Genomic DNA, 22,723 nt, shown 5'->3' with positions numbered 1-22,723 from the left:
GATACGTCCGCCACGCAGCTGGTTCACGAGGGCACGGGGATGTGGCCGGAGCTAAGGGGTCATGGCATGAGAAGTCAGTCGCTCGAGGACGGCGGCGCCGCGCCGTGGCGTGATCAGCGGCTGTCGCCCACCGAGCGAGCCGAGGCGCTCCTACCGAAGATGACCCTCGAAGAGAAGATCGCCCAGCTCGTCGGTGTCTGGGTCGGCGCGGACGCCAGCGGCGAGGGCGTCGCACCGCACCAGTCGGACATGATCAGCGAGTTGCCGCCGTGGAGCACTGTCATCCAGTACGGGTTGGGTCAGCTGACCCGCCCGTTCGGCACCGCCCCGGTCGACCCCGTGTTCGGCGCCCGGTCGCTGGCGGCCTCACAGGCGCAGATCGTGGCCGCGAGTCGGTTCGGCATTCCGGCGCAGGTGCACGAGGAGTGCCTCACCGGGTTCGCGGCCTGGCGGGCCACCGTCTACCCGACTCCGCTCAGCTGGGGCGCGTCCTTCGACCCCGAACTGGTCGAGGCGATGGCCGACCGGATCGGGCGGTCGATGCGCGTCGCCGGTGTGCACCAGGGCCTCGCACCGGTGCTGGACGTCACCCGGGACTACCGCTGGGGCCGTACCGAGGAAACGATCGGCGAGGACCCCTACCTGGTCGGCACGACAGGTGCCGCCTACGTGCGGGGCCTGGAGCGGGCCGGCGTCGTGGCCACTCTGAAACACTTCGCCGGCTACTCCGCCTCCCGGGGCGGACGCAACCTCGCGCCGGTGCCGATGGGTCGCCGCGAGCTGGCCGACGTCATCCTGCCGCCGTTCGAGATGGCGCTGCGCCTCGGCGGCGCGCGCTCGGTGATGAACTCCTACGCCGAGATCGACGGCCTGCCCGTGGCGGCAGACCGTGGGCTGCTGACCGGGTTGTTGCGGGACGAGTGGGGCTTCACCGGCACCGTGGTGGCCGACTACTTCGCCGTACGGTTCCTCCAGACCCTGCACGGAGTCGCCGGGGATCCCGCCGACGCGGCCCGGCTCGCCCTGCGGGCCGGGATCGACGTCGAGCTGCCCACAGTGGACGCCTTCGGTGGACCGCTGGTGGAGGCGGCTCGCCGCGGCGAGGTCGACGAGGCGCTGATCGACTGCGCGCTGCGTCGGGTGCTGATCCAGAAGATCGAGCTCGGTCTGCTCGACGAGGGCTGGCAGGAGCTGCCCGACGACGTGGCGTCCCTGCGCTTCGACGACGAGGCCAGCCAGGACATCGCCCTTCGCCTGGCCCGCGAGTCAGTCGTCCTGCTGCGCAACACCGGCGTCCTCCCGCTGACCGTGGGTAGCCGGGTCGCCCTGGTCGGTCCGGTCGCCGACGACCCGATGGCCATGCTCGGCTGCTATTCGTTCCCCAACCACGTGGGCGTCAACCACAGCGAATTCGGGCTCGGCCTGGACATCCCCACACTGCGCGACGAGTTGGCCCGACGCGTCCCGCTGCTCACCCACGAGCCGGGCTGCGCCATCACCGGCGAGGACACCTCGGGTATCCCGGCCGCGGTCGCCGCGGCCGCCGACGCCGACGTGTGCGTGCTGGCCGTCGGCGACCGGGCGGGAATGTTCGGTCGGGGCACCTCCGGTGAGGGCTGCGACGCCGTCGACCTGCGACTACCCGGCGTGCAGAGCGACCTCGTCCGCGCCGTCCTCGCCACCGGAACCCCGGTCGTCCTGGTGTTGATGGCCGGTCGCCCCTACGCGCTCGGCCCGGAGTTCGACGGCGCGGCGGCCGTGGTGCAGACGTTCTTCCTCGGTCAGCTCGGTGGGCAGGCACTCGCCGAGGTGCTCACCGGCGCGGTCGACCCCTCCGGGCGGTTGCCGGTCAGTGTTCCCCGCGACGCTGGCGGGCTGCCGAGCACCTACCTCGCGCCGCCACTCGGTCGGCGCAACAAGGTCTCCTCGGTCGATCCGACCCCGACGTACCCGTTCGGCCACGGGCTGAGCTACACCACCTTCGAGTGGTCCGACGCGACGGTGGTCGAACCGCGCGAAGATCCGACTGCCTGGCCGGTCGACGGCGAGGTACGGGTGCGGATCACCGTCGCCAACACCGGTGAGCGGGCCGCGACCGAGGTCGTGCAGCTCTACCTGCACGACCCGGTCGCGCAGACCACCCGTCCGGTGGTGCGGCTGATCGGCTACACCCGGCTGCCGTTGGCGCCCGGCGAGGCCGCGCACGTGACGTTCGGCGTACCGGCCGACGTGGCGTCGTTCACCGGGCTGACCGGCCAACGGATCGTCGAGCCCGGCGACGTCGAGCTGCGGTTCGGCCGATCGAGCGGCGACGCGGCGGCGGCCCTGCCGCTGCGACTGGTCGGCACCGAGCGCCAGGTCGGTTTCGAGCGGGAACTGCTCACCTCGGTGCGGGTCGAGCCCCTCGTTGCCGTTCCACAGTCGGCATAGGAGGCCACGGATGACATCCACCCTGCGGCCACCGCCGCCGGCGCCGCCGAATTCTCCGCAGCAGGCGCAGAGCCCTGCCCCGCGCTCGCCACGACGCCGTCGCAGTTGGCGCCAGGCACTGCGCCGGGACTGGCAGCTCTACTCCCTCGCCATCCTGCCGCTGCTGTTCTTCCTGGTCTTCCGCTACCTGCCGATGATCGGCAACATCATCGCCTTCCGCCGGTTCAAGCCGGGCGGCAGCATCTTCGGTGAGTACTGGGTCGGGCTGCGCTACTTCCGGATGTTCCTCACCGACCCGACGTTCTGGGAGGTGTTCACCAACACCCTGGTGCTCGGGACGCTGACCCTGCTGTTCTGTTTCCCGCTGCCGATCGTGCTGGCGCTGCTGCTCAACGAGGTCCGGGCCCGCCGTTTCAAGCGGTTCGTCCAGTCCGTGTCCTACCTGCCGCACTTCCTGTCGATCGTGATCGTGGCGGCGATGGTCATGCAGTTGACCTCGATCGACGGCACGGCCAACCAACTCGTCAACCTGTTCGGTGGCGACCCGGTGGCGTTCCTGCAGAAACCGGAGTGGTTCCGCACCATCTACGTCTCGTCCGAGGTCTGGCAGACCGTCGGGTGGGGCACGATCCTCTACCTCGCCGCCCTCACCACCGTCGACGAGGACCTGTACGAGGCCGCCCGGATCGACGGCGCCGGCCGGCTGCGGCAGACCTGGCACGTCACGCTGCCCGGCATCCGCCCGACGATGGTGACCCTGCTGATCCTCAACATCGGCAGCTTCCTGGCGGTCGGGTTCGAGAAGATCCTGCTGCTCTACAACCCGTTGACGTATCCGACCGCCGACGTGGTCTCCACCTATCTGTTCCGGATGGGCTTCCAGTCGAGCAACTTCAGCTACGCCGCCGCCATCGGCCTCTTCGAGGCGGTGATCGGGCTGATCCTCGTCCTGTCGGCGAACGTCATCTCCCGTCGCACTGTGGGGACGAGCCTGTGGTGACCCTTGGTACGAAGATCGACGCCCCGAAGACGCGCGGGCCGGTGGACAGCCGGGGCTACCGGATCTTCCGGGTGGTCAACACGATCGTCCTGCTCGGCGTCGTGGTCGTGACGCTGTACCCGTTCCTCAACATCGTTGCCCGCTCGCTCAGCGAAGAGGCGTACATCATCGCCGGCAAGGTGACCATCGTCCCGCGTGGGTTCGACCTGACCGCGTACAAGCTGCTGATGTCGGACGCGATGTTCTGGACGAACTACCGCAACACCGTGGTCTACACGGTGGTCGCCACGCTCATCTCGATCGTGCTGACCACGTGTTACGCGTACGTGCTGTCGAAGCCGCAGCTCAAGGGTCGCCCGTTCCTCATCGGTGTCGCGCTGTTCACCATGTTCTTCTCTGGTGGCCTGATTCCCAACTACGTGCTGGTCACCAGCCTGGGCATGAAGAACACCATCTGGGCCGTGGTGATCCCCAATGCCATCAGTGTGTTCAACCTGCTCGTCATGAAGGCGTTCTTCGAAAGTCTGCCGAGCGAGTTGGAGGAGGCCGCGGCCGTCGACGGGCTGAACACGTACGGGACTCTGCTGCGGATCGTGCTGCCGTTGTCGAAGGCGATCATCGCGACGATGGTGCTCTTCTACGCGGTCTCCTTCTGGAACTCGTGGTTCACCGCGTTCCTCTACATCGACCGGCAGGATCTGCTGCCGGTCACCGTGTACCTCCGCAACCTCATCGCGGGCGCCACCAGCGCCGAGTCGGCCGCGGCCGACGCCGACAAGGTCCAGGCCGCGGCCACCCTCCAGGCCGTGACGATCGTGCTCACCACCCTGCCGATCCTGGCGATCTATCCCTTCGTTCAGCGGTACTTCGTCCGCGGCGTGATGCTCGGCGCGGTCAAGGGATGACGCCGGGCGCCGCACCGCTTCCCCCTCGAATCCCCACCACCGAAAGGACGAGCCATGCTCCACAAGACGTGGCGCCGCGTGGCAATGGCCACAGCGGGTCTGCTTGCGCTCTCCCTTGCCACCGCCTGTTCCGAGGACCCCGGCGAGTCGACTGACCTCTCCGGGAACCGGGCCGGCGCGATGGCCAACTACGGCGTCGGTGACCAGTTCAAGGCCACCGAGGCACTCTCGTTCTCCACTCTCTACAACAACCACACGTTCTACCCGCTCAAGGAAGACTGGCTGTTCTGGTCGGAGCTCACCAAGCGGACCAACGTCAAGATCGAGCCGGTGGCCGTGCCGCTGAGCGACTACGAGCAGAAGCGCAGCCTGCTGATCGGCGCCGGTGACGCCCCGCTGATCATCCCGAAGACGTACCACCCGCAGGAGAACGCGTTCGTGTCCTCCGGGGCGATCCTCCCGGTGAGCGACTACCTGGACCTGATGCCCAACCTCAAGGACAAGATCGCCAAGTGGAACCTCAAGCCGGAGATCGACAACCTGCGGCAGTCCGACGGTAAGTTCTACCTGCTCCCCGGCGTCCACGAGAAGCCCACGCAGGACTACACGGTGCTGGTGCGCACCGACATCATGCAGGAGCTCAACCTGGCGGTCCCGAAAACCTGGGACGAGCTGTACACGGTGCTCAAGGCGATGAAGGCGAAGTACCCGAACGTCTACCCGTACTCCGACCTCTTCAGCAAGCCCAACCCCACCGGGGCCCTGCTGAACATCCTCGGCTCGGCCCACGGCACCCAGGCGGGCTGGGACTACCAGCACGCCACCTGGGACCCGGCGGCGAAGAAGTTCAACTACACCGGCGCTTCCGAGCAGTACAAGCAGATGGTCACCTACCTGCACAAGCTCGTCGCCGAGGGCCTGCTCGACCCGGAGAGCTTCACCCAGACCGACGACCAGGCACGCCAGAAGCTCGCCAACGGCAAGTCCTTCGTGGTCACCGGCAACGCGCAGACCCTGGTCAACAACCACCGGCCCGACCTGGCCAAGACGCTGCCGAACGCCAAGCTGGCCAAGATCCCGCTGCCGATCGGCCCGGCCGGCGAGATCAACCCGTTCCCCCGGTTGGAGAACGGCATCATGATCTCCACGAAGGCCCGGGAGAGCAAGAACTTCGTCGCCATGATGCAGTTCATCGACTGGCTCTGGTATTCCGACGCCGGCATGGAGTTCGCCCGCTGGGGTGTCGAGGGCACCACCTTCACCAAGGACGCCTCCGGCAAGCGCTCGGTCACGCCCGACGTCGACTTCCTCGGAATCAACCCGAAGGGCACCAAGCACCTGCAGAAGGAGTTCGGTTTCCACAACGGCGTCTTCGCCTACGGCGGCACCCCCGACCTGGTCCGTGGGTTCTTCTCGCCGGAGGAGCTGGAGTTCCAGAAGGTGATGGACGCCCGCAAGCCGAGGGAGGTGCCACCGCCCGCCCCGTTGACCGATGAGGAGCGCGAGCAGGTGTCGCTCTGGGAGACCCCGCTGAAGGACTTCGTCACCCAGAACACGCTGAAGTTCGCCCTGGGGCAGCGTCCGCTCAGCGAGTGGGACGCGTACGTGGCCGAGCTGAAGGCCAAGAACTCCGACCAGTACATCGACCTGGTCAACAAGGCGTACGAGCGGTTCCAGAAGAACAACAGCTGATCAGCGGGGGTCCGGTCGGGCGGCCTGTCGCGGCCCGGCCGGACCCCCGGCGACCACGGATCAGCTGAGTCGACCGGAGGGAGCGACAGTGAGTGGCGCGACTCAGACCCGGCGACAGTTCGGCGACGGACCACTGTCGCGGATCACCTCGCGCGTCTACATCCTGCTCGTGGTCGAGCTGCTCCTGCTGCTCACCACGTTGCCCGCCCTGCTCCCGCTGCTGGTGCTGGGCCGCGATCCGAGCAACCTGCCGCTGGCCGCGCTCCTCCTGGTACCAGTCGGCCCGGCGATCTCCGCCGCCCTGTACGCCCTGCGCCACCAGCGAACCGACCTGACCGACCTGCGCCCGGCCACCCTGTTCTGGCGTGGCTACCGGGCCAACGTGCTCGGCGTGCTGCGCATCTGGGTGCCGACGCTGCTGTGGCTGACAGTGCTCGCAGTGAACCTCGCCTACCGCGGTGCGGTCGGCCTGTCGAGCTGGTGGGCGGTGCCGCTGGTGCTGATCGGAGTGGGCGTGACGCTCTGCGCGGCAAACGCCCTGGTGATCACCTCGCTGTTCGACTTCCGCACCCGGGACGTGCTCCGGCTGGCCGTGCACTTCCTCGTGCGTACCCCCGGTGTCTCCGTCGGCAACGCCCTGCTGCTGACCGCGGCGGCCGGGATCACCGCGGTCTTCTCCGAGGCGGTGTTGATGCTGCTGGCGTCGATCGCGGTCCTGGCGTACCTGCGCATCAGCGACCCGATGATCCACCTGATCCGGAAGGAGTTCACCTCGTGAGCCTGCCCCTCAGCGCCAAGGTGCCCTTCGGGGGCGACTACAACCCGGAACAGTGGCCCGAGGACGTGTGGAAGCAGGACTACCGTCTCTTCGACACCGCACGGATCGACCTGGTCACCCTCGGGGTGTTCGACTGGGCGCTCACCCAGCCAGCCGAGGACACCTACGACTTCGCGCTGCTGGACAGGGTCATCGAGCGGGCCAGTGCCGAGGGACGCGGGATCTGCCTGGCCACCGGCACCGGCGCCCACCCACCGTGGTTGGCGAAGGCGTACCCCGAGGTGACCCGGACCGACTTCGAGGGCCGCAAGCACCGCTTCGGCCAGCGACACAACTCCTGCCCCAGCTCGCCGGTCTTCCGCCGGCTCTCGACGGAGCTGGCCCGCCGGGTCGCCCGCCGCTACGCCGACACCCCGGCGGTGCTCGCCTGGCACGTCGGCAACGAGTACGGGGGCGCCTGCTACTGCGCGCTGTGCGCGGCCGGCTTCCGGAACTGGCTGCGCCACCGCTACGGCACCCTCGACGAGCTGAACGAGGCCTGGTACACCACCTTCTGGTCGCACACCTTCACGGACTGGGACGAGATCGAGCCGCCGTCGGCGCTGACCGAGCACTGGCGCGGCCCGGACCACACCGCGTTCCAGGGCATCACACTGGACTACCTGCGATTCACCTCCGACGCGATGTTGACCAACTTCCGCGACGAGAAGGCGGCCATCCGGGAGTCCAGCCCGACGCTGCCGGTGACCACGAACTTCATGGGCATGTACCGGCCGATCGACTACCACCGCTGGGCCCCTCATCTGGACTTCGTCTCCTGGGACAACTACCCGCCCGACGACGGGTCGGCGGCCCGGATGGCACTGACCCACGACCTGATGCGCGGGCTCAAGGACGGCCAGCCGTTCTGGCTGATGGAACAGACCCCGAGCTGCACCGCGTGCCGCGACGTCAACCCGTTGAAGCGTCCCGGGCTGATGCGGCTGTGGAGTTGGCAGGCCGTGGCGCACGGCGCCGACGCGGTGCTCTTCTTCCAACTGCGTGCCTCCCGGGGAGCCAGCGAGAAGTACCACGGTGCGGTCATCGGGCACGCCGGTCGCGCCGACACCCGGGTGTTCCGGGAGGTCGCCGAGCTGGGCGCCGAACTGGAACGGCTCGGCCCGGCGTCGCTGGGCGCGCGGACCCCGGCCCGGGTGGCGCTGCTGTTCGACTGGGACAGCTGGTGGGCGTTGGAGCTGTCCGACGGCCCGTCCCGGCTGGTCCGCTACCAGCAGGTCGTGCTCGCGTACCACCGGGCACTCTGGGATGCCGGTGTGGACCTGGACGTCGTCGCGGTGACCGCCGACCTGTCCCGCTACGACGTGGTCGTGGCCCCGGCCCTGCACCTGCTCAAGGGGGACCTGCCGCAGCGGCTGGAGGCGGTGGCGACGCGCGGCGGGTCGGTGCTGACCACCTACCTGTCCGGCCGGGTGGACGAGAACGACCAGGCGTTCCTGATGGACGTGCCGGGCCCGCTCGGGCAGCTCATGGGCGTCCGGGTCGACGAGTGGGACGCCCGCGGCCCGGAGGTGGTCAATCCGGTCCGCCTCGGCGACGGCGCGGATCAGGTCGAGGTCGACGCGCGGCTGCTGTTCGAGCTGGTGATTCCGCAGGGCGCGCAGGTCGTCGGCACCTACCAGGCCGACTTCTACGCGGGCACCCCGGCGGTGACCCGCAACTCCTTCGGCGCAGGCGACGGCTGGTACGTGGCCGCCGGACTGGACCAGGCCGGGGTGTCCTGGGTGGTGCGGCAGGTGCTCGCCCGCCATGACCTGCTCGGGCCCTACCCGGACGTGCCGGACCTGGAATCCGCCGTCCGGGTCGCGGCGGACGGGTCGCGGCTGCTGTTTCTGCTCAACCACCGCGCCGAGCCGGTCGAGGTGACCGCCCGGACCGGCGGCGTCGACCTGCTCACCGGCGACCGTACGGCGGCCGGCGGTGCGCTGCGGCTGCCGGCGTACGGGGTTGTCGTGCTGGAGGAGGACCGGTGAACGCCGAAGAGTCGGTGGAGTTGGAGCAGCTGATGTTCGTCGAGGAGCCGATGGACGGTGACGAGCCGCGCGTCCACCCGGCCTGGCTGCCCCCGGAGGCGTTCCGGTCGCTCGGCGCGCGCCGCGTCCTCCTCCACGGCGAGGGGTTGCTCGTCGACACCGTCCTCAACGAGGTCTCGCGCGCCTGCGCGCGTTACGGCGGACGAGTGTGGCACTCTCCGTCCTGGGACGTCGACGTCGACCTGGTGCTTGCTCTGCGCGACGCCGATGAGCTGCCCAACCCGTCGGTGGAGGCGGCACGCGCCGCCGGCGAGGCGGCGCTGGTCGAGCTGGGCGACGGCGGGCCGCTCGGCGACGAGGGTTTCGTGTTGGCGCGGGCCGGCGACGTGACCGCGGTGCTGGCCGACGCGCCCGCCGGCCTGCTGTACGGGCTCTTCCACGTGGTCCGGCTCTGCGCGGCGGCCTTCGACCCGGCCCGACCGCCCGAGCGGCACCGGCCGGCGCTGCGCCGACGAATGCTGAACCACTGGGACAACGTGGCCGTGCACCCGGTGATGGGCCAGGTCGAACGGGGGTACGCGGGCGGCTCGATCTTCTGGCGGGACGGCCGTCCGCGCGGCGACCTGGCCCGGGTACGGGAGTACGGGCGGCTGCTGGCCTCCTGCGGGGTCAACGCGATCTCGGTGAACAACGTCAACGTGGCCCGTACCGAGGCGCTGCTGCTCACCGAACGGCTCGGCGACGTGGCCGAGATCGCCGACGCGCTGCGCCCGTACGGCATCCGGGTGCACCTGTCGGTCAGCTTCGCCGCGCCGGTGCTCCTCGGAGGCCTGTCGACCGCCGACCCCCTGGACGAGGCGGTGCGGGCCTGGTGGGCCGCTACCACCCGGCGGGTCTACGACCGCATCCCGGACTTCGGCGGTTATCTGGTGAAGGCCGACTCGGAGGGGCAGCCCGGCCCGTTCACGTACGGCCGCGACCACGCCGACGGGGCGAACCTGCTGGCCGAGGCCCTCGCCCCGCACGGGGGAGTGGTGCACTGGCGGGCGTTCGTCTACAACCACCACCAGGACTGGCGGGACCGGTCCACCGACCGGGCTCGGGCCGCGTACGACCACTTCGCCCCGCTCGACGGGCGGTTCCGCACCAACGTGGTCGTTCAGGTGAAGTTCGGCCCGGTGGACTTCCAGACGCGCGAGCCGGTCTCACCGGTGCTCGCCGCGATGCCGGCGACCCGGCTGGCGGTGGAGTTGCAGGTCACCCAGGAGTACACGGGCCAACAGCGGCATGTCTGCCACCTCGGCCCGTGGTGGAGTGAGGTGCTCGGCTTCGCCCCCTGGGGGCCGGACGGGCGGACGATCGCCGACGTGGTCACGGGGGAGTCGGCGTCGGGCGGCGGGATGGTCGCCGTCGCCAACGTCGGCGACGACCTCTTCTGGACCGGGCATCCGTTGGCACAGGCCAACCTGTACACGTTCGGCCGGCTGGCCTGGGACCCTCGGCGGGACCCGACGGCGATCCTCGACGAGTGGATCACGCTGACCTTTCCGCCGTCGGCGACCGCCGACGCGGAGCTGGTGCGGCGGACCCTGCACGAGATCATGGACGACTCGTGGCGCACGTACGAGCGCTACACCGCCCCGCTGGGCGTCGGCTTCATGGTCCACCCCGGTGATCACTACGGTCCCGACGTCGACGGGTACGAGTACACCCGGTGGGGCACCTACCACTTCGCCGACCGCGACGGCGTCGGCGTGGACCGCAGCCTCGCGTCGGGCACCGGCTTCGCCGACCAGTACCCGCCGTACTGGGCCCAGGTGTACGAGTCACCCGAGACCTGCCCCGACGAGCTGCTGCTCTTCTTCCACCACGTGCCGTACGGGCACGTGCTGCACAGCGGCTCGACAGTCATCCAGCACATCTACGACACCCACTTCGCGGGGGTCGACGAGGTGACCGCGATGCGACGGAAGTGGCAGACGTTGACCGGCATGATCGACCCGAGCGTGTACGAGCGGGTCGCCGAGCGCCTCGATGAGCAGGTGCGCTGCGCCACAGAGTGGCGTGACCAGATCAACACGTACTTCTTCCGCAAGTCCGGGGTGCCGGACGAGCGAGGGCGGGTCATCTACTGAGCGGCGCTGAGGCACGGCCCGGCCATCCGGTCGGGCCGCCCTCGTGCCGTGCGCCCCAGCGCCCTGGCAGGTTCCGAAAACGTCCCGATAATTTATCGCCACCCATCGGCGCTGACCATGCCCGTCGATGCCCACTGCTGCGCAGGTGACCGCCGGAACCGTTGCGGCGAAAGGTTTCCGGAAGTCTTGACAATCGACTGTGCTCGATCGAAGCTGACATGGTCACGCGAGCCGCGGTCAAGGTCGGGCGAAGGGCAGTCCTCGACTTAAGTCCCCTTCCACGCGCCTTTTTCGCAAGGGATCGCGACGATGACACTGAAGACGAAAATGCTTGGCGTCGTCATGGCGGCAGTGACACTGGCCGCCGCCGCGTTGACGTTCGCCACTCCCGCGTCGGCGGCGGCGCTCACGCAGGTGACCAACTTCGGCACCAACCCCACCAACCTTCAGATGCACCTGTACGTCCCGGACCGGGTGGCGGCCCGACCGGCGATCCTCCTGGCCATGCACTACTGCACCGGCACGGGCCCCGCGTTCCACTCCGGCACCCAGTACGCCTCCCTCGCGGACCGGTACGGGTTCATCGTGATCTACCCGTCGGCCACCCGCAGCAGCAAGTGCTGGGACGTCTACTCACCGCAGGCGTTACGCCGTGGCGGCGGCAGCGACCCGGTCGGGCTCATGTCGATGGTTGACTACGTGCGGCAGCGCTACTCCGCCGACCCCGCGCGGATCTTCGCCACCGGCACCTCTTCCGGCGCGATGATGACCAACGTCATGCTGGGCGTCTACCCGGACGTGTTCGCGGCGGGCGCCTCGTTCGCCGGGGTGCCGTTCGCCTGCTTCGCCACCGGCGGCACCTCGGAGTGGAACAGCCAGTGCGCCAACGGGCAACTCATCCGGACCGCGCAGCAGTGGGGTGACCTGGTTCGGGAGGCGTACCCCGGCTACACCGGCCAGCGGCCCCGGATGCAGATCTGGCACGGTACCAACGACGAGACGCTGCGCTACCCGAACTTCGGTGAGCAGGTCAAGCAGTGGACCAACGTGCACGGGCTGAGTCAGACCCCGACGTACACCGACTCCCCGCAGTCCGGCTACACCCGCACCCGGTACGGCAGCAGCGGCCCGATGGCGCCGGTCGAGGCGATCAGCATGCAGGGTGTCACGCACAACCTGCCGGTCGACGCCGCGCAGGTGATCCGCTTCTTCGGGCTGGACGGCACCCCGCCGCCGACGACGCCGCCCCCGACCACGCCGCCCCCGACCACCCCGCCGCCGACCACTCCGCCCCCGACAACCCCGCCCCCGACCACGCCGCCGCCGACCGAGGGCGCCTGCCGGGTCGGCTACACGGTCAACGCCTGGAACAGCGGCCTCACCGCGAGCGTGGCCATCACCAACACCGGTGCCACCGCCGTGAACGGCTGGGCGCTGACCTTCACGCTGCCCAGCGGACAGCGCATCACCAGCGGCTGGAACGCGCAGTACGCCCCGGCGAGCGGTGCGGTGACCGCCCGCAACGTCTCCTACAACAACACCATCGCCCCGAACGCGTCGGTCGAGATCGGCTTCCAGGCCACGCACGAGGGCGGCACCGGCAAGCCCACCTCGTTCGCCCTCAACGGTGCCGCCTGTTCGGTGTCCTGATTTCCCTTCCCACCCCACCACCCTCAGAAGGAGCCACACGATGAGAAGTACGAGATGGAAGGCGGCATCGAGAGCCACGCTAGCGCTGGCCGGCGCGGGCGCCCTCGCGGCCGGCATGGCGCTGTTCGCGACGGCACCCGCATCCGCCGGGACGACGCTCGGTGCGTCCGCCGCCGAGAAGGGTCGGTACTTCGGCACGGCGGTGGCCGGATTCAAGCTCTCCGACAGTGCGTACACCACGATTTTGAACCGTGAGTTCAACATGGTGACCGCCGAGAACGAAATGAAGATGAACGCCACCGAGCCGCAGCAGAATCAGTTCAGCTACGGGGCGGCGGACCAGATCGTCAACCACGCGCGCAGCCGCGGGATGAGCGTGCGGGGTCACACGCTGGCGTGGCACTCGCAGCAGCCCGGCTGGATGGAGAGCATGAGCGGCAGCCCGCTGCGGCAGGCGATGCTCAACCACGTCACGCAGGTGGCCACCCACTTCCGCGGTCAGGTCGTGGCGTGGGACGTGGTGAACGAGGCGTTCGCCGACGGCAGCTCCGGAGGCCGTCGCGACTCCAACCTCCAGCGCACCGGCAACGACTGGATCGAGGCGGCGTTCCGGGCGGCGCGTGCCGCGGATCCGGGCGCGAAGCTCTGCTACAACGACTACAACACCGACAACTGGACGCACGCCAAGACCCAGGGCGTCTACAACATGGTGCGCGACTTCAAGGCCCGTGGCGTGCCGATCGACTGCGTGGGCTTCCAGTCGCACTTCAACAACGAGTCCCCGTACGTGAGCAACTACCGCACCACGCTGTCGAGCTTCGCGGCGCTCGGTGTGGACGTGCAGATCACCGAGTTGGACATTCAGGGCGCTTCGGCGAGCACCTACCGCAGCGTCGTCGAGGACTGCCTGGCCGTGGCCCGCTGCAACGGCATCACCGTGTGGGGCATCCGCGACAGTGACTCCTGGCGGGCTTCGCAGACCCCGCTGCTGTTCAACAGCAACGGCTCGAAGAAGCCCGCGTACGACGCGGTTCTCGCGGCGCTGAACAACGGCACCACACCCACGGATCCGCCGACGGACCCGCCCACGGACCCGCCGACCGACCCGCCGACCGACCCGCCCACGACTCCGCCTCCGGGCCCGGGTGGCTGCACGGCGACGGTGTCGTTGAACCAGTGGACGGGTGGCTTCGTGGCCACGGTGAAGGTGACGGCCGGTTCGTCGGCCATCAGCGGCTGGACGGTCGCCATCGGTCTCCCGTCCGGCGCGACGGTCACCAACGCGTGGAACGCCAACCGCAGCGGTAACACCGGCACGACGAACTGGACGAACGTGGCGTACAACGGCCAGATCGGCGCCGGACAATCCACCGAGTACGGCTTCCAGGCCAACGGCACCGCCGGCAGTCTCAGCCCCACCTGCTCAGCCCGCTAAAGCCCCACCGGCCGGTGCGGAGGCTCCCGCCCCCGCACCGGCCCATCACCCGGGGGGCTAGTCGCCGGAGAAGCCCCAGAAGTAGATTTCCTCCGGCTTGCCCTGAGCGTCGTGCAGGACCGCGCAGCGGCCGAACCATCTCTGCTCGGCCAGCCCCTCGATCGCGGCCAGGTGCTCGCGGGTCAGCCGCTCGGTGCCCGCATGGCGCAGTGCCTCGGCAGGGCTCACCGGCTCGACAGTGCCGAATTCGGGCCGTTCGCCCTCGTCGAGGACTCGGTAGACATCGAGGATGGAATGGGTGCCCGATTCCTGCACCCATTCGTCGTTGAACAACTCTTCCATCGTGGCGGGACGGTTCGGATAGTCGCTCGCCGAGCTCGGGATCTCACCGCGGGCCCACCAGTAGTCACCCTCGGCGAAGGTCCTGTCCCGCAGCGCGTCCAACGCCGCGTCCAGGTCTGGCTGGTACGCGACGAAGTAGCTCCACCCGGATGCGCCCACCACTGCCTCTTTCCTCAACGTGTCAACAGTGCCGGCACGGTAGCGGGCAGCACCGACATCGGTGGCGGGGCGGGCTTCCTCGGGGGTGGTGGCTAGCCGTCGATGCGGACGATGTTGCGGATCTTGTTGGACGCGTCCAGGGCGGCGACCTTGTACGCCTCGGCCAGCGTCGGGTAGTTGAACACCGCGTCGACCAGGTAGTCGATCGTGCCGCCGCAACCCATCACCGCCTGACCGATGTGGACGATCTCGGTGGCGGCGGTGCCGAACACGTGCACCCCGAGCAGTCGGCCGTCGTCGGGGGAGACGAGCAGCTTCAGCATCCCGTACGAGTCGCCCACGATCTGACCCCGGGCCAACTCGCGGTAGCGGGCGATGCCCACCTCGAACGGTGTTGAGCTTTCGGTGAGCTGCGCCTCGGTCTGCCCGACGAAGCTGATCTCCGGAATCGTGTAGATGCCGATCGGTTGCAGGCCGTGCATCTCCCGGATCGGCTCGCCGCAGGCGTGCTGCGCGGCCAGCCGGCCCTGCTCCATCGAGGTGGACGCGAGCGCGGGAAAGCCGATCACGTCGCCGACGGCGTAGATGTTCTCCACCGAGGTGCGGTAGTTGGCGTCCACAGTGATCCGGCCGCGTCGGTCCGCCTCCAGCCCCGCGGCCTCCAACGCCAGGTCGTCGGTCTGACCCTGCCGCCCGGCCGAGTACATCACCGTGTCGGCGACGATTTTCTTGCCGCTCTTGAGGATGCACAGCGCCGCCGTCTGGTGCTTCTCCACTGCGGCGACCTCCTCGCCGAAGCGGAACGCCACGGACAGGTCGCGCAGGTGGTACTTGAGTGACTCGACGACCTCGTCGTCGCAGAAATCCAACATCCGCTCGCGGCGTTCCACCACCGTCACCTTGGTGCCGAGGGCGGCGAACATCGAGGCGTACTCCATGCCGATCACGCCGGCACCGACCACGACCATGCTGCGGGGTACGGCCTGAAGGTTGATGACACCGTCGGAGTCCACGATCGTCCGGTCGTCGAAGTCGACGCTGTCCGGGCGGGCCGGGCGGGTGCCCGCGGCGATGACGATCTTGTCGAAGGTCACTTTGGACTCGCGGCCGGAGCCGCCGTCGACCCAGATCGAGTGCGCGTCGGCGAAACGCCCGGTACCGGTGATCATCGCGACCCGATTGCGGGCCAGTTGATTGCGGATGACGTCGGTCTGCCTGGTGATCACGTGCTGGGTCCGGGCCGCCAGGTCGCTGACCGTGATCTCTTCCTTGACCCGGTAGCTGCTGCCGTACAGGTCCCGCTGACTCAGGCCGGTCAGGTAGAGCACGGCCTCGCGCAGCGTCTTGGAGGGGACCGTGCCGGTGTTGATGCACACCCCACCGATCATGTCGCGGCGGTCCACGATGCCGACCCGCCTGCCGAGCTTGGCGGCGGCGATCGCGGCCTTCTGACCGCCGGGTCCGGAGCCCAGCACCAACAGGTCGTAGTCATACACAACCGCTAGCGTCGCAAGATGTCGTGGCCAGCGCCAGACCCCGGAGTCGAGCGTTATTCGTCTGCCACAGTGCAGAGGCCGCCGTTCAGCGTGATCTCCTCCGGTAGTTGCGTGCCGGTGGCGACGAGGCCCAGCGACACCGTGCCGCCGGGCGGGATCACCGCGTTGCGACCGGTGTTGCGCACCCGCAGGTAGCTGTTGTTGAGCCGGTCGACGACCTTCGCGCCCCAGATGCCCTGCACCTGCTGGCTGGCCCAGAACCGCCACGTCATCGTCCACCCGTCGATGGCCGTGGTGCCGGTGTTCTCGACGACGAGGTGGGCCACGAAGCCGTCCGGCCACTGCCGCACGACGGACCGGACCGCGCAGCTCGGCGGCGGTGGCAGGGTGGTCACGGTGACCGGTGCGGACAGAGGGGACAGGTGTCCGACCTCGTCGCGGGCCTGCACCACGAAGGTGTACGTGGTGTCCGGCGCCAACCCGCTGATCTGTGCACTGTTCACGGGCGGGTACTGGTACACCTCGCGGACCCGGGTGAGAGTGCCGCCGGCGTCGACCCGGAACACCTCGTACCGGTCGAGCGCGACGTTCTCCACCGAGTGCGCCCACCGCAGCCGGACCACCGTGGCGGCGACGTCGTACGCCACCGGCTGGCCCGGCGCGCTCGGCGGTTGGTCGTCCCCCGGTGGCATGGTCAGCCGCAGGGTCGGGTTGGACACCGAGCTGTTGCCGGCCGCGTCCAGCGCCCACACCGAGAAGGTGTACGTGCGCGACGGCCGCAGGTTGATGATCCGGATGCTGTTGGTGTCGGTCGAATACTGGGCGCCGGAATCCTCGAACTGCGCGCCGACCGGGTAGCGGACCACGCCCACGTTGTCGGTGGAGGCCGCCCAGGTCAGCTCGACCGAGGTGGTGTCGATGGCGACGACCGTGATCGGGCCGGGCGCGGTGGGACGTTCGGTGTCGGCGGCGGCGTGCGCCGGGGTCGCGCCCGCCGCGACCAGGGCCACCACTAGCGCGCCGGCGGCCAGCGTGGCGGCCTTCGACCGGATTGCTCGACTTCGACGATCACGCACGAATCTCCCCGCCCTCCGGTCGCCCACCGCTTTAACCAATCCACTTCCGTCAATGCTAAGTCACTGTGGCTCGGCAGGTTGCCCCGCCGGACCCGGACGCCGCCCTCGGTGCGCGGAGTAGCCCCAGGGCTGGTGGATGGTGTGCCGTTCGTTGCCTTTGGAGCTGAATCGTCTATGACATCGGTGGTCGCCGGTGCCGCTGATTCGTTGACGACATCAGCTCCAAAGGAAACGAACAAGACACCAACCCGCCCGGGAGCCGCCGCCCGGGAGCCGCCACCCGCCAGGGCCCGATCTAGCCGACGAGGCGGCGTTCCCAGGCCCAGGCGGCGATCTCGACCCGGTTGCGGGCCTTGAGTTTCATCTGCACGCTCGCCAGGTGGGTCTTGACCGTGCCCACGGCGATGAAGAGATGGGTGGCGATCTCGGCGTTGGTCAGGCCCCGGGCGACGAGCTTCACGACGTCGAGTTCCCGTGGCGACAGGCCACCGTCGTCGCGCGCAGGAGCCGGCGAGCTGAGGTGCTCCAGCAGCCGTACCGTGATCGAGGGGCTGATCAGCGCGTCGCCGGACACGGCCGCGCGGACCGCCTCCACCAGCAGGGCCGGGCCGGAGTCCTTGAGCAGGAAGCCGCACGCGCCGTTGGAGAGCGCGGTGTGCACGTACTCGTCGAGGTCGAAGGTCGTCACGACGACCACCCGGACCGGGTCGGCGACGCCCGGCCCCGCGAGCAGCCGCAGTGCCTCAAGACCGTCGAGGCGGGGCATCCGGATGTCCAGCAGCACTACGTCCGGGCGCAGTCGTCGGGCCAGTTCGACGGCCTGGACGCCGTCGGCGGCCTCGCCGACCACCTCCATGTCCGACTGGGCGCCAATGATCATGCCGAAGCCGGTCCGGACCATGGCCTGGTCATCGGCGATCAGCACCCGGATCACCGCGTCACCGCCACCTGAAGTGGGAACGCCGCGTCGAGCACCCAGCCACCGGCGACGCCGGGCCCGGCGGTGATCGTGCCGCCGAGGGCGCGTACCCGCTCGTTGAGGCCGATCAGACCGAAGCCGTGCCCCCGGGCCGGCGCGGTGCGCGGCGACGCGCCGTCGTCGGCGACCCGGACCAGCAACCAGTCCGGGGTACGCCGCACCGCCACGTCCACTGACCGCGCGTCCGGCGCGTGCTGGCGGGTGTTGGTCAGCCCCTCCATCACCACCCGGTACGCCGACGTGGACACCTCCACCGGCAGCCCGTTCAGGTCGCCGTCGACGTGCAGTCGTGCCGGCGCGTTCGCCGCGCCGTTGAAGCCGGTCAGCAGCGGCTCCAGTTCGGTCACCCCGGCCAGTGGCGCCAGCGGCGCGTCCGGCGGGGCGTCCGGGTTGCGCAGGATGCCGACCATCCGCCGCATCGAGGTCATCGTCTCCGCGCCGGCCCGCTCGATCTGCTCCAGGGCGACGATCACCCGTTGCGGGTCCTGCTCGGCGACGAACCGGGCACCCTGGGCCTGCACCACGATGCCGGTCACGTGGTGGGCGATGAAGTCGTGCAGGTCCCGGGCGAACTCGGCACGCTGCTCGGCCCGGACCAGCGCGATGGCCCGCTCCCGGCCGGCGGCCATGATGCGCAGGTAGAGCCCCACCCCGGCGGCGCCGGCCGCGGCGAGCACCTGGAGCAGGCCGAAGATCACCAGCAGGTTCTCGGTGCCGACGCGCAGCGGCATCGCGGCGACGGCGAGCCCGGCGGCCACCGCGGCCCACGGGGCGAGCCGCGGCGCGCCCCAGCGGCTCACCACGAAGACCACGCCGATCAGCCCGGCCGACTCGGCGAGCCCCCAGGTGCGGGCGAGCAGGATGCCGCCGCCTCCGGAGAGGAGCACCACCCCGGCGGTCACGGCCAGTGAGGCAGTGGCGAGTGTCAGCGCGGCCAGCGGCAGCCGGCGGGAACCCAGCCGGTGCATCGGCAGCCACAGCGGCACCGTCGCCACCGCCAACCCCATCGGCACCAGCAGGAGCAGAAGAGTTCCGATGCCGGAGTCATCCGCCGTGCTGGCCGCAAAGTCGAAGAGGGCGAGCAGGCCGAAGGCCACCAGCCCGGCCGCTTGGGCCAGGCGTACCCACAGACGTCGAAGATCCGGCGCGCTCATGGTGACCCAGCGTAGCCAGCCAGGTGGAGGTGGTGGATCGGCCAAAAGGCAGACCCCGCACCGGCGATACCCGGCCCTGGGCCGATGCGCGCACCCGCCGGTGGCGGCGACGCTTCCCGGGTCACCACGCAGCCACTGGAGGAACGATGACAACCCACGCCCCGCCGGAGACCAGCCACGCCGCGGTCGCCGCGGTCGACCTGGTGAAGGTGTACGGCAGCGGCGACACCGCTGTCCGTGCCCTGGACGGGGTCTCGGTCGGCTTCGGTCGGGCCGAGTTCACCGCGATCATGGGCTCGTCCGGGTCCGGCAAGTCGACACTGATGCACTGCCTCGCCGGCCTCGACACGGCCACCTCCGGTCGCGTCCTGCTCGGCGGCACGGAGCTGACCGGCCAGTCGGACCGGACGCTGACCCGGGTACGCCGGGAGCGGATCGGGTTCGTCTTCCAGTCCTTCAACCTGCTGCCGCAGCTCACCGCCGCGCAGAACATCACGCTGCCGCTGGACCTCGCCGGTCGGCAGCCCGACGCCGAACTCCTGGCGCGCCTGGTCGAGCTGCTGGGCCTCGGCGACCGCCTAAAGCACCGGCCGAGCGAGCTGTCCGGCGGCCAGCAGCAGCGCGTGGCGCTGGCCCGGGCGTTGGTGGCCCGGCCCGAGGTGGTCTTCGCCGACGAGCCGACCGGCAACCTCGACTCCCGCTCCGGCGCCGAGGTGCTCACCATCCTGCGCGACTCGGTACGCGACCTCGGCCAGACCGTCGTCATGGTCACCCACGACCCGATCGCCGCCGCGTACGCCGACCGGGTGGTGCTGCTCGCCGACGGGCGGCTGGCCGGCGAGATCGACAAGCCGAACCAGGTGTCGGTCACCGACGCGCTGCGCGATCTGGCGGCCCGCCGATGAGGGCGACAGTGCTGCGTACCCAGACGACCGCCGCAGCCCGGCGGCCCGGCCGGCTGATCCTGACCGGCCTGGCGATCCTGGTCGCGTCGTTCGTCGTGTTCGGCACCGTTCTGGTGCAACAGATCACCGAACGGACCGTGCGGGACAACCTCAGCGGCACCCCGGCGGTCACCGACCTGGTGATCGGCAGCGTTGACGTGCCGCCACCCACAGTGACCGACGTGCGGCAGGTCCGGGCCGTGCCCGGGGTGGCCGAGGCGGTGGCCCGGGTCTCGACCGGGGTCTCCATCGGAGAGGGGTACCTCAACCTCCAGTCCGATCCGGGCACCGGCGCGCTGACCACGGTCCGGGTGATCGAGGGCAGCTACCCGGATCAGCCCGGCGAGATCGCGATCACGCCGCGTACCGCCGAACGGCTCGGACTCTCGGTGGGCACCACCACCAGCGGCACCGGCGGTGAACTCACCACGCCTGCCCCACTCACAGTGACCGGCGTGGTGGAGAGCAGCGCCGACGCCGGCTACGACGCGTACGCCCCGGACAGCGCCGTGATCGCCTGGGCGCGCCTGACGACCGTGGAGCGCGTCGACGTGCGGGTGGCCCCCGGGGCCTCGACCGACGCGGTCCGCCAACGGGTTACCGCGGCGGTCGCCGGCCAGCCGATCCGCTCCGGCGCCGAGGTGCGCGAGGCCGAGGCCCAGGCGGCGGCCGAACAGGTCGGGAGACTCTTCATCCTGGTCGGCATGTTCGTCTCCATCGCGGTCGTCGCGGCCGCGCTGGTGGTCACCTCGACCTTCCGCATCGTCTTCGCCCAGCGGATGCGGCAGCTCGCGCTGTTGCGGGCGGTCGGCGCGAGTCGGGCCACCCTGGTGGGGGCCCTGACCGCTGAGGGAGCCCTGACCGGGCTGGTCGCCGGCGTCGTCGGGGTCGCCAGCGCCCTCACCCTCGGGTACGCGCTGCCGGCGATCCTGCGCGCCACCGGCCACGCTGTCTCGTCGCCGGGCCTGCCACTGGCGGCGGCGGTCACTGTGGTGATCGGCGCCGTCGTGATCACCGTGCTGGCCGTGTTGGCACCGGCGCTCTCCGCCGCCCGGGTCTCCCCGCTGGAGGCGCTGCGGGCGGCGAGCGTCACCGCCGGCCGCCGCGGCATCGGCGTGCTGCGTCTGGTCTTCGGGCTGCTCCTGGCCGGCGGCGCGGTCCTGGCGGCGGTCGGGACGATCAGCCAGTTGCCGAAGCCGGAGCAGTCGGACTACGACCCGTCGATTCCGATGCTCCTGCTGGTCGGGTCCGGCGCGTTGGCGTTCTTCGCGCTGGTGGCCCTCGGCCCACTGCTGGTGCGCCCGGTGCTGGCCGTGGTGGGTTGGCCGCTGCGCCAGCTCGGGCCGCTCGGGCGGATGTCGGTCGGCGGAATCGGCGGGACGCCGCGCCGCGCCGCCGCGGTCTCCGTCGTGGTCGCCCTCGGCGTGACCCTGATCTCCGGGGTGGTCATCGGCGGCGCGTCGTTGCAGATCCTCGCCGACCGCGAGATGGCGCTCTCGGCCCCGTCCGACTTCGAGGTCACCAGCAACGGTGGGACGCTCCCGCCGGCCGTCGTGAGCCGGGCCGAGGCGGCACACGGTGCGCTGGCCAGAGTGGTGCCGTACCGGATGGTCGACGACGCCACGCTGCTGCGCGGCGCGGACAAGCTCGGCGACGTCGAGGCCGGTTATCCGACCAGCGACCTGGACCTGGCGGCGTTGCCGAGCACCGGCGACCTGGACGTGGCCCAGGGCACCCTGACCGATCGTGGCCCCGGCCGGATCGTGCTCAACAGCTGGGTCGCGCGGGACGCGGGCCTGCGCGCCGGCGACACGGTCACGCTCGCCGTCGCCACCGGCACTGTCGAGGTGCGGGTGGCCGCGGTCCTGCCCGGTGACGGGCCGCTGCACGCGGGAATCCTCGCCGATCCGGTCGACCTGGACCGGCTCGGTGTGCCGGCCGCGTACACCGGTCTGCTGGCCGACGCGGCCGGTGCCGGCGAGGACGGTCGCACCGCCGGCGTGCGGGCGCTGCGGCAGGCGATCGGGGGCAGCGACGGGGTGGGCCTCGCGGTGCTCGCCGACGAACGGGACCGCAACGACGCGTTGGTGCGCACGCTGGTCTGGATCGCTGTCGGTCTGGTCAGCCTGACCGTGCTGATCGCGGTGGTCGGCGTGGGCTCCACGACCGCGCTGTCGGTGGTGGAGCGGGTACGCGAGTCCGGGTTGCTCCGGGCGATCGGGCTGTCCCGGACCGGCCTGCGCACCATGCTGACCGTCGAGTCCGGCCTGTACGGGGTGATCGGCGCGACCATCGGCCTGGTGCTCGGCATTCCGTACGCCTGGTTGGCGGTCCAGACCCTCGGGATCGAGGCACCGCTGACCGCGCCTCTGCTGCCGCTGGCCGGGCTCTTCGTGGTGCTGGTCGGGCTGACCGCGCTGGCCGGGGTGCTGCCGGCCCGTCGGGCGTCGCGGGTCAGCCCGGTGGTGGCACTGGGGGCCGACAACTGAGCACCGTCGTGGGGTGGCGCCGCGCCTTC

General features: G+C 70.2%; 16 protein-coding genes. 11 read left to right on the top strand and 5 right to left on the bottom strand.

The genetic code is table 11. The annotated features are described in order from the left end of the window. Positions 1-66: 66 nt before the first annotated feature. The 9 genes from GUI43_RS04720 (at position 67) to GUI43_RS04680 (ending at position 14,055) form a co-directional block, all read left to right on the top strand. Positions 67-2,430, top strand: a complete 2,364-nt coding sequence (locus GUI43_RS04720; RefSeq protein WP_112698086.1) for a beta-xylosidase/alpha-l-arabinosidase — start codon at positions 67-69, stop codon at positions 2,428-2,430. A 10-nt stretch (positions 2,431-2,440) separates the two neighbouring features. Continuing rightward, positions 2,441-3,430, top strand: coding sequence for an ABC transporter permease (locus GUI43_RS04715; protein WP_112698085.1), 990 nt, complete (start codon positions 2,441-2,443; stop codon positions 3,428-3,430). Further along, entirely contained in the window at positions 3,427-4,335 is a 909-nt protein-coding gene (locus tag GUI43_RS04710; RefSeq protein ID WP_238682526.1) for a carbohydrate ABC transporter permease, read from the top strand. The genes GUI43_RS04715 and GUI43_RS04710 overlap by 4 nt, the downstream gene beginning before the upstream one ends. Before the next feature lie 54 nt (positions 4,336-4,389). After that, positions 4,390-6,027 carry an ABC transporter substrate-binding protein gene (locus GUI43_RS04705; protein ID WP_112698084.1) on the top strand — a complete coding sequence of 546 codons (1,638 nt, stop codon included), beginning with the start codon at positions 4,390-4,392 and terminating at the stop codon, positions 6,025-6,027. A gap of 88 nt (positions 6,028-6,115) precedes the next feature. After that, the gene (locus GUI43_RS04700; protein ID WP_112698083.1) at positions 6,116-6,805 is read left to right on the top strand and encodes a DUF624 domain-containing protein; all 690 of its coding nucleotides are present in this window, start codon (positions 6,116-6,118) and stop codon (positions 6,803-6,805) included. Further along, positions 6,802-8,835, top strand: a complete 2,034-nt coding sequence (locus tag GUI43_RS04695) for a beta-galactosidase (RefSeq protein WP_112698082.1) — start codon at positions 6,802-6,804, stop codon at positions 8,833-8,835. Before GUI43_RS04700 ends, GUI43_RS04695 begins: the two co-directional genes overlap by 4 nt. Then, complete coding sequence (locus tag GUI43_RS04690) at positions 8,832-10,970, top strand: alpha-glucuronidase (RefSeq protein WP_249037650.1); 2,139 nt, start codon at positions 8,832-8,834, stop codon at positions 10,968-10,970. The genes GUI43_RS04695 and GUI43_RS04690 overlap by 4 nt, the downstream gene beginning before the upstream one ends. Before the next feature lie 309 nt (positions 10,971-11,279). Then, on the top strand, positions 11,280-12,620 hold the full coding sequence (locus tag GUI43_RS04685) for an extracellular catalytic domain type 1 short-chain-length polyhydroxyalkanoate depolymerase (RefSeq protein ID WP_112698081.1): 1,341 nt from the start codon (positions 11,280-11,282) through the stop codon (positions 12,618-12,620). 40 nt (positions 12,621-12,660) lie between these two features. Continuing rightward, positions 12,661-14,055: a glycoside hydrolase family 10 protein gene (locus GUI43_RS04680; RefSeq protein ID WP_112605509.1), complete on the top strand. Its 1,395-nt coding sequence runs from the start codon at positions 12,661-12,663 to the stop codon at positions 14,053-14,055. A gap of 57 nt (positions 14,056-14,112) precedes the next feature. On the opposite strand, the gene GUI43_RS04675 is transcribed toward GUI43_RS04680, so the two are convergent. The 5 genes from GUI43_RS04675 to GUI43_RS04655 all read right to left on the bottom strand — a co-directional run bounded on the left by GUI43_RS04675 (position 14,113) and on the right by GUI43_RS04655 (position 19,261). Further along, positions 14,113-14,556 (bottom strand): hypothetical protein, encoded by a 444-nt coding sequence (locus GUI43_RS04675; RefSeq protein ID WP_112589632.1) that lies wholly within the window; start codon positions 14,554-14,556, stop codon positions 14,113-14,115. A gap of 92 nt (positions 14,557-14,648) precedes the next feature. Beyond that, positions 14,649-16,052, bottom strand: coding sequence for a Si-specific NAD(P)(+) transhydrogenase (gene sthA, locus GUI43_RS04670; RefSeq protein WP_112698080.1), 1,404 nt, complete (start codon positions 16,050-16,052; stop codon positions 14,649-14,651). Positions 16,053-16,105: 53 nt separating this feature from the next. After that, positions 16,106-17,128: a fibronectin type III domain-containing protein gene (locus tag GUI43_RS04665; protein WP_146765859.1), complete on the bottom strand. Its 1,023-nt coding sequence runs from the start codon at positions 17,126-17,128 to the stop codon at positions 16,106-16,108. 295 nt (positions 17,129-17,423) lie between these two features. Next, on the bottom strand, positions 17,424-18,062 hold the full coding sequence (locus GUI43_RS04660; protein WP_112589493.1) for a response regulator: 639 nt from the start codon (positions 18,060-18,062) through the stop codon (positions 17,424-17,426). Continuing rightward, complete coding sequence (locus GUI43_RS04655) at positions 18,059-19,261, bottom strand: sensor histidine kinase (RefSeq protein WP_112698078.1); 1,203 nt, start codon at positions 19,259-19,261, stop codon at positions 18,059-18,061. The genes GUI43_RS04660 and GUI43_RS04655 overlap by 4 nt, the downstream gene beginning before the upstream one ends. A 146-nt stretch (positions 19,262-19,407) precedes the next feature. Here GUI43_RS04655 and GUI43_RS04650 point away from each other — a divergent pair, with 146 nt between their 5' ends. Continuing rightward, positions 19,408-20,166: an ABC transporter ATP-binding protein gene (locus GUI43_RS04650; protein WP_112698077.1), complete on the top strand. Its 759-nt coding sequence runs from the start codon at positions 19,408-19,410 to the stop codon at positions 20,164-20,166. A gap of 8 nt (positions 20,167-20,174) precedes the next feature. After that, the gene (locus tag GUI43_RS04645) at positions 20,175-22,694 is read left to right on the top strand and encodes an ABC transporter permease (protein ID WP_249037649.1); all 2,520 of its coding nucleotides are present in this window, start codon (positions 20,175-20,177) and stop codon (positions 22,692-22,694) included. Positions 22,695-22,723 lie beyond the last annotated feature (29 nt).

The organism is Micromonospora noduli (assembly GCF_003264365.1).
Classification (GTDB): domain Bacteria; phylum Actinomycetota; class Actinomycetes; order Mycobacteriales; family Micromonosporaceae; genus Micromonospora; species Micromonospora noduli.
Note: the sequence above shows the minus strand (reverse complement) of the source record. Positions and strands in the feature narration are given on the sequence as shown.

What these genes read in the sequence shown, in the direction of transcription:
- GUI43_RS04685 (WP_112698081.1), top strand. Translation starts at nt 11,280, where the DNA reads ATGACACTGAAGACGAAAATGCTTGGCGTCGTCATGGCGGCAGTGACA.
- GUI43_RS04650 (WP_112698077.1), top strand. Translation starts at nt 19,408, where the DNA reads ATGACAACCCACGCCCCGCCGGAGACCAGCCACGCCGCGGTCGCCGCG.
- GUI43_RS04720 (WP_112698086.1), top strand. Translation starts at nt 67, where the DNA reads ATGAGAAGTCAGTCGCTCGAGGACGGCGGCGCCGCGCCGTGGCGTGAT.
- GUI43_RS04705 (WP_112698084.1), top strand. Translation starts at nt 4,390, where the DNA reads ATGCTCCACAAGACGTGGCGCCGCGTGGCAATGGCCACAGCGGGTCTG.
- GUI43_RS04655 (WP_112698078.1), bottom strand. Translation starts at nt 19,261, where the DNA reads ATGAGCGCGCCGGATCTTCGACGTCTGTGGGTACGCCTGGCCCAAGCG.
- GUI43_RS04680 (WP_112605509.1), top strand. Translation starts at nt 12,661, where the DNA reads ATGAGAAGTACGAGATGGAAGGCGGCATCGAGAGCCACGCTAGCGCTG.
- GUI43_RS04715 (WP_112698085.1), top strand. Translation starts at nt 2,441, where the DNA reads ATGACATCCACCCTGCGGCCACCGCCGCCGGCGCCGCCGAATTCTCCG.